The following is a 12,420-nucleotide window of genomic DNA, read 5'->3' as shown; positions in this document are numbered from 1 at the left end:
AAGCCTTGGACGTGAGGGTGAAACGCTTGCTGGGATAGCCGGATGAGCTCCTTCTGGACGGGCCGGCTCGTTCGGCTGCGCGGCATCGAGCCCGAGGACTGGCGAGCGTTCATGCGGATGGACTCGCACTCCGAGCACCAGCGATCGGCGGACACGCTCTACCCGCCGCGCTCGGCCGACGGATACCGCGCGTGGACGGCCGAGCAGTCCGCCGCGCAACCGTTCGGCGACTCGCTCCGCTTGGTGATCGAGGCGTTGGACAGTGGTGCGCTGGTCGGGTCCGTCTCGACCCATGACGCGGATCCGCGCACCGGCCGGTTCTCCCACGGCGTGGCGATCGACGACCAGTACCAACGGCGTGGTTATGCGGCCGAAGCGGTCGTGCTCCTGCTGCGCTTCATGTTCGGCGAGCGCCGGTACCACAAGTGCGAGGCGCAGATCTACGCCGACAACGAGGCGTCGCTCGCGCTGCACCGCACGCTCGGCTTCATCGAGGAAGGCTTGCTGCGCGAACACGAATTCTTCGCCGGTCGTCACCACGACCTGGTGGTCATGGGCGTGACGGCCCCGGAGTTCGCGGAGCGGCACGGTCTCGGCGAAGCGCCTTCCGGCGACCGGCGCGACGAGGCCTAGCCGAGCAGGTTCGGCTGGTCGATCACCCAGAGCCAGGTGCCGTCGGGCTGGCGGCGGGCCACCTCGACGGTGACGCCGCCGTCGGCCAGCCGCACGGAGGTGAGCGCCAGGTCGCCGTTGCGGATCGCGGGCTGTGTCTCGCCGGGCGCGAACTCGGGCTTGGCCGCCACGAGCTGCTCGTACGCCGCGCGGATCTCCCGGTGCCCGACAACCCGGCCGGTCGGGACGATCAGCACGGCGTCGGGCTCGTACAGCGCCACCAGTCCGTCGACGTCGCCGGCGTTGAGCCGTTCCAGCACGAACCGGTTGAGGTCCTCCGGCTGCGCTGCGCGCTGGCGGTCGCTGGTCATCGCGCTCGTCCCCTCTGCTCAGGCAACTCGTTCCGAGCACACGATGGCAGCAAAGTCCGACACGACAAGCGATCCCGGGCGGTAGCAGCTCGCCGAGGTCTACCACGGAACCCTTAGACGCGCTCGAAGATCAGGTCGTGGATTTCGCGGCCCTCTTCGTGCGCCCGGTTCTCGAACTTCGTGACCGGTCGCCACTCCGGCCGCGGCGCCCAACCACCCGGCTCGTCGGCGTACCTGTTGCGCAGCTGCGGTTCCGCCTGGCAGACCTCCAGCATCTGCTCGGCGTAGTTCTCCCAGTCCGTCGCGAGGTGCAGCACGCCGCCGGGCGCGAGCCGGGATGCGATCAGCCGGACCGAGTCGGGCTGCACGAGACGGCGCTTGTGGTGGCGCTTCTTCGGCCACGGGTCGGGGAAGTAGATGCGCACCTCGGCCAGCGACGCGGGCTCGATGTGGTCGCGAAGCAGCACGATCGCATCGCCGCGCAGCAACCGGAGGTTGGTGATCTCCAGCTTCTCGGCCCGCAGCATCAGCTGGGCCAGCCCCGGCTTGTAGACCTCGACCGCCACGTAGTTGGCGTCGGGCTGGGCGGCGACGAGCTGCGCGGTCGTTTCGCCCATGCCGGAGCCGATCTCCAGCACGGTCGGCGCGGAGCGGCCGAACCAGGCCGCGAGGTCCAGCGGGCCCCCGGGCAGCGCGGTCACCTCGGAACCCAGCTCGGGCCAGTGGCGATCCCAGGCGCGCTGCTGGCCCACCGTCATCCGCTCGCCGCGCTGGACGTAGCTGACGACGGTACGACGAAACGGAACCTGCTGGTCAGAGGCATTCACGGGGACTCAGTATCGCAAACCGGTGATGGGCCCCGACGACCGAACCCACTCGTCCGGGAGGCGGGGCCGGTGGATCACCAGGATTCGATCTGGCCCAGCATCGACACCAGGCCGGTGGACCGCTTGACCGGCAGTGGAACCGGCTCGGTCTCGCCGTGCGCCGGCACCACGTTCAGCCAGCCCCGGTGCTCGTCGGTCAGCACCACGGTGGTCGGCATCCGCATCGGCGCCCGGTCCGACGGCGCGAACTCCCAGTACCCGGCCTCGCCGATGCCAGCCCAGGGCACGAAGACCCAGCCCGGTCGCGTGCCGAGCACCGCGTGCGCCTCGTCCTCGATCTCGAACGCCGCTTTCCGCGATTCGATCTCGCCGCGATCCAGCGCCCGCAGCCACCACGGGGCGGGGAGCCGCCGCTTGGCGCCGTGCAGCTTGCGGAACAGTTCGAGCACCTGTTGCTCGGGCGCGGTGTGGATCCAGCTCCGCCGCAGCGATGCTGGTGTCGCCGCCTCCAGCGCGGGCGGGTGTGCTTCGGTGGCCAGCGACCATTCGAGCCTGGGCACCGGCTCCAGCTGGACGTCGTCCGTCGAACGAACTCGCGCACCGTCCTGCTGCGCCGGAACTGCCGGGATTTCCTTCGATTGCACCATCGGCCCACCCTTCTGCTGTTGAGAAAGTTGCGAGCCACGAACTCGCCCTCGGCCAGCGCATGCCCCCAAGCGACGCTGGTTCGGGACATCCCTTACTCATGCCTTACCACAGCGAATGCAAAGAATGCCGCGAGCATATCGATTGTGTCAAAAGTCACATGTTTACAACGTGTTCAGCCCATCCACCGCAGGTCGACTCGACAAGTCACCCCGATGCGGTTGGAGTGGGGGGGTGCCAGATCAGACGATCCAACAGGTGGAGATCGACGGCGGTGTCGTCGTCGGCGTGGACAGTTCCGCATCGTCGCTGCGCGCCTTGATCGTGGCGGCCGAGGAGGCCCGGCGCCGCAGCGTCCCCTTGCACGTCGTGCGGGCCTGGAGCTTCCGGACCGCGCCGCGGCCGGCGGACTACCCGCCGAACGTCGTGCCGAGCATGGACGAGTTCCAGCAGTCGGTCCAAGCGGACACGGAACGCATCGTGGGCAACAAGCTCGGCGAACACCCCGATCTCCCGGTCCACATACACGTCGTCCACTCGCCGTCGCCGCAGGCGCTGCTGTCGGCATCGCGGGGGGCGGACCTGCTGGTCGTCGGCCATCGCGGGCGCGGGGGGTTCGCGGGCCTGATGCTGGGCTCGGTGGCCGAGCAATGCGTCCGGCACGCGGCTTGCCCGGTCCTGGTGGTCCGCCCCAGCGTCTGAAGCGGGACGCCGCGCGAGGGCCGCTGCGGTTATCCGGAAAGCACAGGGCCCGGGCCATCCCCCGAATGACAGCCCGGGCCCTCCCCCGTCCCGACCGCCGGCGCCCCCGAGCGCTTTGCAGTCGGTCGAATTCGGTTGTGCTAGTCGGCCCCGTCGTCAGCCTCGCGCGGTGTCCACAGCGGACCCTGCGGTGCCGCACGCACCGGGAGGCGACGTCTGCGGCTCGATCTTGCCGCTGATCCTATCGGTTGACGTGATCAGACTCTCGGCCGGGCCGGGTAACGTTTTGCTATCCCGCGTCCAACTGGGCATTTCTATAGTTGATCATGAAAGGTTCCACCGCCGCTTCGGTTCTCGCTGGTCAGGCGTCGCGCCGCCGAACGATGATCAAAGCGATCATCCACAGGACCAACGCGACGGCCGCGAAGTAGGCCAGCGCGCCCCACGGGCCGAACGGCATGTCGCCCACGCCGTCGCTGCCCGAGAGGAAGTGGCCGGCGGCGTTGAACGGCATCCACTTCTGCACGTCGGCGCCGATCTTCGGGATCAGCCCGACCAGGCTTTCCACCAGCAGCGGCCAGAGCAGCAGCAGGGCGACGGCACCGGCCGTCTGCCGCAGCATGGCGCCGACCGCGACCGCCAGCACCGCGCTGATCGCGAACACCAGGCCGACCCCGGCGACCTGGCGCCAGTCGTCGCCCGTGGCGAAGGCGAGATCCGCGCCCGGTGCCAGCAGCTTCGCGACTCCCCACGAGCCGAATGCGGCCACCTCGCCGATGATCAGCGCCACCAGCGCGACGACGACGGTCTTGGCCAGCAGCGCGGCGGTCCGGTTCGGCACCGCCTGGAAGGTCGCCCGGATCGTGCCGAACCGGTACTCGGTGGTGATCGACAACGCGGCGAGCACGAGGACCACCATCAGGCCGAACTGGTAGCCGGCCTGCGTCATCGACAGCGACATCTCGTTCTCGAGCTGGGACGCGAACAGCGTGGTGAAGCCGATGGTCAACGCCAGCGCGAGGAAGGTGCACCACCACGGCGACCGGGTGGAGAAGAGCTTGATGCGTTCGACGGCGAGCAGGGTCATCGAGCCACCCCCGAGGTGTTCAGCGCGGACGCGGCGGCGCCGAGATTGGTCTGGTATTCAACGGCGTTGCCGGTCATCTGCATGAAGGCCTCCTCCAGCGAGCTCCGCTGCGCGGTGAGCTCGTGCAGGACGATCCCGTGCTGCGCGGCGAGTTCGCCGATCTGCTCGGTCTCGGCCTCGTCGACGACCAGCGTGTCCTGGGTCGTCGACCGCACGCTCAGTCCCTGCGTGCTCAGGAGCTGCTGCAGCTGAGCTGCCCCCGGCGAGCGCACCAGCACGCCCTGGGTGCCTGCGTTGTCCACGAACTGCTGGGTGCTGCACTGCGCGATCAGCTCGCCGCGGCCGATCACCACGAGTTCCTCGGCCGTCAGGGCCATTTCGGAAAGCAGGTGGCTGGAGACGAACACGGCGCGCCCCTCGGCGGCCAGGCCCTGCATGAACCGCCGGATCCAGTGGATGCCCTCCGGGTCGAGCCCGTTCACCGGCTCGTCGAACAACAGGATCTTCGGGTCGCCGATCAGGGCGGTCGCGATCCCGAGCCGCTGCGACATGCCCAGCGAGAAGCCGCCCGCCTTGCGGTTCGCGACCTCCTCCAGGCCGACCATGCCGAGGACCTCGTCGACGCGCTTCGCGGGCAGGCCGTTGGACTTCGCCATCCACAGCAGGTGGGTGCGCGCCGACCTGTTGGGGTGCACCCACTTCGCGTCGAGCAGCGCGCCCACGGTGCGCAGCGGATTCTTCAGCTCGCGGTAGGGCTTGCCGTCGATGCGCACCTCACCGGACGTCGGCCGGTCCAGGCCGAGCATCATGCGCATGGTGGTGGACTTGCCTGCCCCGTTGGGGCCGAGGAAACCCGTGACCCGGCCGGGTTTCACGGTGAACGACAGGTTGTTCACCGCGACTTTCGGTCCGTAGCGCTTGGTGAGGCCGATCGCCTCGATCATGATCACTCCTGTAAGCCGACAATGCCGCGGCCCAACCGGGCCACACCACAAAGGGTGCCCGGTCGATCCGTGCGCCTGCATCGGCCCAGCGTCTGGACCTCGGGTCAGACCTGAGTCGTAGTCGACCCCGTCCTGCGGGATGACGGCCTCAGGGGTGTCCCGGAGATCTCACCGGAACCAGCGGTCCAGGACCGCCGCCAGCCCGTCCTCGGCGACCGGCCCGGTGACCTCATCGGCCGCGGCGCGCACGATCTCCGCAGCCTGCCCCATCGCGACGCCGCGCGCCGCCCAGCGCAGCATCTCGATGTCGTTGTCCCCATCACCGGCGGCGAGGGTGTCCTCGCTCGCGATGCCCAGCTCGGCGCGCAGCTTCTCCAGCGCCGAGCCCTTGGTCACGCCTTCCGGCACCACGGTGACCCACGGCTCGTAGTGGTCCACGGTGTAGGTGCAGTTGGGCAGCCGGACCCCGGCCATCGCCGCGATGAGCTCGGCGGGCTCGTGATCCACCCAGTTCGCGATCAGCCGCGGCACCGGGTGGTCGACGAGTTCGTCCAAGGTGGCCAGCTGCTGCGGTCCGTGCAGCTCGTCCTCGGGGAACTTGCTGGTAACCAGGCTGCCGGCGCCGATGTCCTCGCTCGCGAAGATCGCCCCGGTCAGCCGCCTGGTCAGTTCGGCGAGCACCGGCCCCGGTTCGAACGTCTCGATCGACACGGGCTCCCGCGCCGCCACGTCGACCCGCACCGCTCCGTTGGAGCACAACGCGACTCCGCCGGTCAGCTCCAGCTCGTCCAGGATCGGCAGGGTGCCGAGCATGCTCCGGCCGGTCGACACCACGACCTGGGTGCCCGCTTCGACGACGCGGCGCACCGCGGCCTTGACCTCGGCGGAAATCGCTTGGGTGGCGGGGTCGAGCAGGGTTCCGTCGATGTCGAGGGCGATGAGTCGGGGTTTCCACGCGGCGTCGCTCACCACCGCAGGCTAGCCGTCCACCAGCGCGTTCGTGGGTCGCTGGAGGCGCAATTCACGCCTCACCCGGTTTGACCAGACCGGTTTCGTAGGCGAGCACCACGGCCTGCACCCGGTCGCGAACGTCCAATTTGGACAGGATGCGACCGAGGTGGGTCTTCACGGTGGCCTCGGACAGGAACAGCGTGCCCGCGATCTCGGCGTTCGACAGTCCTTTCGCGACCAGCACCAGCACCTCGCGCTCCCGCTCGGTCAGCACGTCGAGCACCGACGCGTCCCGCAGCTGGCCGCCGCGCTCGCCGAGGAACCGGTCGAGCAGCCGCTTGGTGACGCTGGGCGCGACCACCGCGTCGCCGCTGGCCACCGAGCGCACCGCTGTGACCAGGCTCTCCGGCGGGGCGTCCTTGAGCAGGAATCCGCTGGCTCCGTTGCGCAGCGCGGAAAGCGCGTACTCGTCCAGGTCGAAGGTGGTCATCACCAGGACCTTTGCGCTGTCCGCCGCGACGATCCGGCGGGTCGCCTCGACGCCGTCGAGCACCGGCATCCGGACGTCCATCAGCACCACGTCCGGCCGCAGCCGCTCGGCGAGCCCGATCGCCTCCTCGCCGTTGCCCGCCTCGCCGACGACCTCCAGGTCATCCTGCGCGTCGAGCACCATCCGGAAGCCCATGCGCATCAGTTCCTGGTCGTCCACCAGCAGCACCCGCACCATGCCGTACACCCTATCCGAGCTGGGGTTTCGGTTTTCTCAGCGACCTTTCTCGGCCGATGCCCCGGGCTGCGCGTCCGGATCGAGCGGCAGCACCGCGCGCACCCGCCAGCCGCCCTCGGGCCGCGGACCGGCCTCCAGCGTGCCGCCGTAGACCGCGGCGCGCTCCCGCATGCCGATGATCCCGTTGCCGCCCGAGGCCAGCCCGGACGGCTCCTTCCGGATGCCGTCGTCCAGCACCTCGATCTCGATGCGCTGTCCGTCGTTGTCCACCCGGACCGAGGCAGTGGTGCCCGTGCCGCCGTGCTTGACCACGTTGGTCAGCGACTCCTGCACGATCCGGTAGACGCTGAGCCCGATCCTGGTCGGCAGTCCGGCGAAATCGCCGGTCAGCTCCATCGACACGGCGAGCCCGAGGCCGCGTACCCGGTTCACCAGGTCGCTGAGGTCCGCGGCGGTGGGCTGCGGGATGCGGCCGGGGTCTTGCTCGTCGCTGTCGCGCAGCACGCCGAGCAGGCTCCGCAGTTCGCCGAGGGCCTCGCGGCCGGTGCTGCCGATCGCCTGCAACGCGCGCTCGGCGAGATCCGGGTTGCTGCGCAAGGCGTATCCGGCGCCGTCGGCCTGCGTCACCATCACGCTGACCGAATGCGCCAGCACGTCGTGGATTTCCCGGGCGATCCGGTTGCGCTCCTCGGCGACCGCGATGCGCGCCTGCTGATCGCGTTCGACCTCCAGGTTGCGCAGCCGTCTCTCCACCTCGGCGTGGTACGCGCGGCGGGCGCCGATGAACTCGCCCAGCACCCAGCAGAAGCCGGCCAGCATGACGAAGAAGAGCACCTGGACGAAGATCAGCTCCGCCAGGTTCCCTCCCCGCTGGCCGCCCGCGAACAGCCGCGCCAGATAGAAAGCGCCGGTCAGCGCGGTGTAGAGCGCCGCGATCCGGCGTCCCTCGGAGGCGACCAGGGTGTAGATCATCATGCACGGCGCGATGAGGGCCACCGTCGAGCCCGGGCCGGTGTTGGCGACCGACATGATCGCCATGCCGAGCAGCGCGACGTACGCCGACTGCACCGGCCAGATGCGCCGCACCGCCAGCGGCACGGTCAGCAGCACCCCGGCCACGGCGTACAGCCAGGCGGGCATGCCGATCGAGGGCTTGCCCTCGTCGAGCTCTCCCAGGTGCACGAGCAGCATGAAGGTGGCGATCCCGCTGTCGCCGACCAACGGGCGCGCCCGCAACCAGAGGCTCAGTTTCCGCACTTGACGAGGTTATGCGCCGCATACGTGGTCCGGCGTCATCCCACGGGCTCGACCCGGGTCAGCCTCAGGTCGCACCCGCGCGGAGGCGTCCGGTGTGTGCCTCGGCACGGGCGGGGATCCGACCGCGGCCTGCTGGGCCGGTCCGTGATCGCGCGCACTTGGTCCGGTTCGGTGTGGGTGCGTGGCAGGATGTAGCGCGCAGCGAGATCGCACGATCGGGAAGGTCGGACTTGAGCACGGCAACCGAGCAGCAGCACTGGCCTGGCCCGCTATCCGCGGCGGTCGCCCGGCTGTGCACCGGGTTGCAGCCGCAGGTGTCCGAGCGGACCGCGGCCGGCTTCGCCGAGGTGCTGCGCAGGCTCTCCGCGCCGCTGCAGGTGGCCGTCGCGGGCCGGATCAAATCCGGCAAGTCCACGCTGGTCAACGCGCTGATCGGGCGCCGGGTCGCGCCCACCGACGTGGGCGAGTGCACCCGGCTGGTCACCCGGTTCCAGTACGGCACCGTGGACCGCGTCGAGGTCGTCTTCCACGACGGCAACAAGCAGGCCGTGCCCTTCGACGCCGACGGCGGCATCCCGGCCGACCTGGGCGTGGACATCGACGAGGTCTCGCACCTGGAGGCCTACCTGACCAACGCGGTGCTGCGCGACCTGACGGTGATCGACACCCCCGGGCTCGGTTCGCTGGACGCCGCGTCCGTGGCGCGCACCGAAGAACTGCTGGGCACCCGCAAGGAGGACGCCGACGACGCCGACTCCGATCTCGATCCGGTGTCGCGCAACGCGGTCGCGGGCGCCGAGGCCGTCCTCTACGTGGTGACGCAGGGCGTCCGGGCCGACGACGAGCAGGCCCTGGCCGCGTTCACCGCCGCCACCGCCAGCCGCGAGGCCGGGCCGGTCAACGCGATCGCGGTGCTGAACAAGGCCGACACCATCGAGCCGAGCTCGGTCGAGGACTCGGGCGGCGAGGTGTGGAAGGCCGCGTCGCTGCTCGCGGAGAAGCAGGCCCAGCTGCTCAAGCCCAAGGTCGCCGACGTGCTGCCGGTGATCGGCCTGCTCGCGGAGACCGCCGAATCCGGCGAGTTCACCGCCGCCGACGCGGAGGCGCTGCGCGGCCTCGCCCAGCTGGACGAGGCGACCCGCGAAACCCTGCTGCTGTCCGCGGACCTGTTCACCAGCTGGGAGTGCGCCGTGCCGGCCGGCACCCGCAACCGGTTGCTGGAGCGGATGGACCTCTTCGGGATCCGGAGCGCGCTGGAGGCGATCGACGCGGACCCGGAGATCACCGCGGGCGCGCTGCGGCGTCGGTTGCTGGATTCCTCCGGGCTGGCTTCGGTGCTGAACCGGCTGGACACGGTGTTCCGGGCGCGGGCCGACGGGATCAAGGCCGCGGCCGCGCTGGCCTCGGTGACCGCGCTCGCGCACGCCTCCGGCGATCAGGGCGAGCGGCAGCGGGTGCACGACGCGATCGAGGTGCTGCTGGCCAAGCCGGAGGCGCACCAGCTCCGGGTGCTGGAGGCGTTGACGCTGGTCGCGGCCGGTGCGGTGGCGATGCCCGTGGACCTGGCCGAGGAAGTGATGCGGGTCGGCAGCAGCAACGACGTCGGCGAGCAGCTCGGCCTGCCCGGCCGGCACCGCAAAGAGCTGACCGACTACGCGCTGGAGCGGGCGAACTGGTGGCGCTCGTTCTCGTCGTTCGGCGCCACGCCCGCGCAGAGCCGCATCGCGCACGTGGTGCACCGGGCGTACTTCCTGATCTGGCAGCAGTTGCGGTCCGGGTGATGGCGATGCGGGGCTGGCGACGCAAGAATTCACCTGAAAGTGGAACCGGTGGTGTTCCCGACGCGTCCGATCCGGACGAGGGCACGGCAGTTGCCCCGGACGCCGACGCAGAGGTGGGAACCGACATGACCGCCGTGACCAGCGATGTCGTCACGGATCAGCTGGATCGCGCGATGACCGAGCGGGCGACGCTGATCCAGCTGTGCATGTACGCGATGGACCGGGCGCGCAGCGCGGGAGTGGTGGAGCGGCTGTCCGAGGGGCTCAGCGGCATCGGCGTTTCGGCACTGCGGCCGGACGGCACCCGCTTCGACCCTGCGCACCACGAGGCCGGTGGCATCACGCCCACCGACGACCCGGCCCTGGACGGCGTGATCGCCGAGACCGAGGTGCTGGGCTTCGCCGATCGGGACCGCGTGCTGCGCGCCCCGGTGGTGACCGTCTACCAGCTGCGGCAGCAGTGACGCCTGCCGCTCCGACGATTTCGCGGGGGACCGCCGTCCGCGGCGGGATTCGAGAGGAGCGAGGCGCATGACTGCACCGGGCGTCGCTGTCACCGTGGGCCTGCCGCAGCAGGTCAAGCAGGCCAGGGAGAAGCTGCACGGGTTCCTGCGGGAGGCCGACCCGACCGCCGCGGAGTGGGTCGAGCAGGTTCGGCGCGGCCGCCAGAAGACGCCCAGCGTCGTGGTGGTCGGGGAGACCAACCGGGGCAAGAGCTCGCTGGTCAACGCCCTGCTGGAGCACCCGGGACTGTCCCCTGTGGACGCTCAGGTGGCCACCAGCACGTACCTGGAGTTCACCCACGGCGAGCAGTGGGCGGCGCACGCCTGCTACCCCGGCCAGCAGGAGCCGGTGCCGTTCGACCTGGCCGAGCTGCCGAACTGGGCCAGCGCGGGCCGCGAACTGCCCGAAGGCCAGCTGCCGCCGCGCTACGTGCAGATCACCGCGCCGGTCGACGCGCTGGCCCGGGTGACCGTGGTGGACACGCCGGGAGTCGGCGGGCTGGACGCCCTGCACGGCGAGCTCGCGATGGAGGCGGCGGCCTCGGCGACGGCGCTGCTGTTCGTCGTCGACGCGTCGGCCCCGTTCACCCGGGGCGAGCTGGAATTCCTGCAGAAGGTCGCCGAGCGCGTCGAGACCGTCGTGTTCGCGCTGGCCAAGACCGATCAGCACCGCGGCTGGCGGCAGGTCTTGGAAGCGGACCGGAAGCTGCTGGCGGAGCACGCGCCGCGGTTCGCCGACATGCCGATCTTCCCGGTGTCCGCCCGGATGCAGGAGCTGGCCGAGAAGGCGCCCAGCGAGCAGGCCGCGGACATGCTGCGCGAGAAGTCCGGCATCGTCGAGCTGCGCACCGAGCTGGAGCGGCTGATCGGCGGGCGGGCCGCGATGCTCGGCGAGGCCAACACGATGCGGGCACTGTCCACTGTGCTCGGTGAGCTGGTCGCGAAGCTGTCGGCGGAGAAGCGCGCGCTGACCGTCGGCGAGGACGAGGCGGAGTCGCTGCGCGCGCGGCGCGACGAGCTGTCCACCGCGCGGCGGTCGTCGACGCGCGGCTGGCAGGTGAAGCTGCGCGGCGAGATCCAGCGGACCCGCGTCGAGACCAGCCACGAGGTGGCCCGCCAGGTGCGGGAGGTGCAGAACTGGTTCCGCCGGGCGATCGACAGCGCCGACCGCAACCAGCTGGCCGAGCTGCCCCGCCACGTCGACGCGGCGTTGCAGATGGCGTCGACCCGGGTGGCGGCGACGCTGTCGGCGCGGCTGGCCGCGGTCGCCGAGCAGTCGTTGAAGGAGCTGTTCTCCGCCGAAGAGCTCGACGTGATCCGCTCGCAGTTCGCGCGCGGAGCGCAGGCGCCGATCGCGTTGCGCCCGCCGGACAAGCGGCCGCCGACCGCGGAGGACAAGCTCCTGGTGTTCATGGGGGTCTCCGGCGGGCTCGGCGTCGGCCGGGCGGCCGCGATGCCGCTGGCGGGCCTGGGCATCGCGGCGCTGAACCCGGTGGTGCTGCCGGTGACGATCGTGCTCGGGCTCGGGGCCGGCTGGTGGATGGCGCGGACCCGCAAGCACGCGGCGGACAAGCAGCACCTGAAGCAGTGGCTGACCGAGGCCATCGCGGATGCCCGCTCGGCGCTGGACCAGCTCGTGGCGGAGCAGCTGATCGAGGCGGAGCAGCAGCTGTCGCTGGCCCTGGACGACGCCCTGATTAGGCGGATCGAGGCCATCGAGGGCGAGCTGCGGGAGGTGGACAAGGCGCTGAAGATGGACGCCGCGGAGCGCAGCCGGCAGCTGCAGACGGTCAACCGGCGCCTCACCGAGGCGACCGCCGGGCGGGAGCGCGCCGAGAACCTCCTGGGCAGCATCCGGAACCTCCGCGACACCGCCTCCTGAGCCGGGGCTCACCACCCGTGCGTACTTTTTGTCGCTATAGCACAATGCCGCTTAGCTTGAGTTGATCTTGGTGGTTTAGGGCCGGGATGATCTTGGTGTGGTGGATGATGGCGTGGTGGCTGGTGCCCGGT

13 protein-coding genes are annotated in these 12,420 nt (G+C 70.5%); 5 read left to right on the top strand and 8 right to left on the bottom strand.

The window, feature by feature from the left end; all coding sequences use genetic code 11:
• Positions 1-42: 42 nt before the first annotated feature.
• Positions 43-633, top strand: coding sequence for a GNAT family N-acetyltransferase (locus AC07FN_RS37735; RefSeq protein WP_478399949.1), 591 nt, complete (start codon positions 43-45; stop codon positions 631-633).
• Here AC07FN_RS37735 and AC07FN_RS37730 read toward each other — a convergent pair.
• The 3 genes from AC07FN_RS37730 to AC07FN_RS37720 all read right to left on the bottom strand — a co-directional run bounded on the left by AC07FN_RS37730 (position 630) and on the right by AC07FN_RS37720 (position 2,457).
• Entirely contained in the window at positions 630-983 is a 354-nt protein-coding gene (locus tag AC07FN_RS37730; RefSeq protein WP_358580465.1) for a YybH family protein, read from the bottom strand. The genes AC07FN_RS37735 and AC07FN_RS37730 overlap by 4 nt on opposite strands.
• A gap of 113 nt (positions 984-1,096) precedes the next feature.
• On the bottom strand, positions 1,097-1,741 hold the full coding sequence (gene trmB / locus AC07FN_RS37725; RefSeq protein ID WP_478399980.1) for a tRNA (guanosine(46)-N7)-methyltransferase TrmB: 645 nt from the start codon (positions 1,739-1,741) through the stop codon (positions 1,097-1,099).
• A gap of 143 nt (positions 1,742-1,884) precedes the next feature.
• Positions 1,885-2,457 carry a hypothetical protein gene (locus tag AC07FN_RS37720; RefSeq protein WP_478399948.1) on the bottom strand — a complete coding sequence of 191 codons (573 nt, stop codon included), beginning with the start codon at positions 2,455-2,457 and terminating at the stop codon, positions 1,885-1,887.
• Positions 2,458-2,689: 232 nt separating this feature from the next.
• Between AC07FN_RS37720 and AC07FN_RS37715 the strand changes: the two genes are divergently transcribed.
• On the top strand, positions 2,690-3,157 hold the full coding sequence (locus AC07FN_RS37715; protein WP_478399947.1) for a universal stress protein: 468 nt from the start codon (positions 2,690-2,692) through the stop codon (positions 3,155-3,157).
• 361 nt (positions 3,158-3,518) lie between these two features.
• Here AC07FN_RS37715 and AC07FN_RS37710 read toward each other — a convergent pair whose 3' ends face one another.
• The 5 genes from AC07FN_RS37710 to AC07FN_RS37690 form a co-directional block, all read right to left on the bottom strand.
• On the bottom strand, positions 3,519-4,244 hold the full coding sequence (locus AC07FN_RS37710) for a hypothetical protein (protein ID WP_478399946.1): 726 nt from the start codon (positions 4,242-4,244) through the stop codon (positions 3,519-3,521).
• On the bottom strand, positions 4,241-5,188 hold the full coding sequence (locus AC07FN_RS37705) for an ABC transporter ATP-binding protein (protein WP_478399945.1): 948 nt from the start codon (positions 5,186-5,188) through the stop codon (positions 4,241-4,243). Before AC07FN_RS37705 ends, AC07FN_RS37710 begins: the two co-directional genes overlap by 4 nt.
• 168 nt (positions 5,189-5,356) lie before the next feature.
• Positions 5,357-6,157: an HAD hydrolase family protein gene (locus AC07FN_RS37700; protein ID WP_478399944.1), complete on the bottom strand. Its 801-nt coding sequence runs from the start codon at positions 6,155-6,157 to the stop codon at positions 5,357-5,359.
• Positions 6,158-6,209: 52 nt separating this feature from the next.
• Complete coding sequence (locus AC07FN_RS37695; protein WP_478399943.1) at positions 6,210-6,866, bottom strand: response regulator; 657 nt, start codon at positions 6,864-6,866, stop codon at positions 6,210-6,212.
• Between the two features lie 36 nt (positions 6,867-6,902).
• Positions 6,903-8,123 carry a sensor histidine kinase gene (locus AC07FN_RS37690; RefSeq protein ID WP_478399942.1) on the bottom strand — a complete coding sequence of 407 codons (1,221 nt, stop codon included), beginning with the start codon at positions 8,121-8,123 and terminating at the stop codon, positions 6,903-6,905.
• A 230-nt stretch (positions 8,124-8,353) separates the two neighbouring features.
• Here AC07FN_RS37690 and AC07FN_RS37685 point away from each other — a divergent pair, with 230 nt between their 5' ends.
• From AC07FN_RS37685 to AC07FN_RS37675, 3 genes are all read left to right on the top strand, one after another.
• Entirely contained in the window at positions 8,354-9,904 is a 1,551-nt protein-coding gene (locus AC07FN_RS37685) for a dynamin family protein (protein ID WP_478399941.1), read from the top strand.
• A 125-nt stretch (positions 9,905-10,029) separates the two neighbouring features.
• Positions 10,030-10,368: a nucleotide exchange factor GrpE gene (grpE, locus tag AC07FN_RS37680; RefSeq protein WP_478399940.1), complete on the top strand. Its 339-nt coding sequence runs from the start codon at positions 10,030-10,032 to the stop codon at positions 10,366-10,368.
• 67 nt (positions 10,369-10,435) lie between these two features.
• Positions 10,436-12,289 (top strand): dynamin family protein, encoded by a 1,854-nt coding sequence (locus AC07FN_RS37675; protein ID WP_478399939.1) that lies wholly within the window; start codon positions 10,436-10,438, stop codon positions 12,287-12,289.
• Positions 12,290-12,420 lie beyond the last annotated feature (131 nt).

Source organism: Saccharopolyspora sp. NPDC045941 (assembly GCF_056431445.1).
Note: the sequence above shows the minus strand (reverse complement) of the source record. Positions and strands in the feature narration are given on the sequence as shown.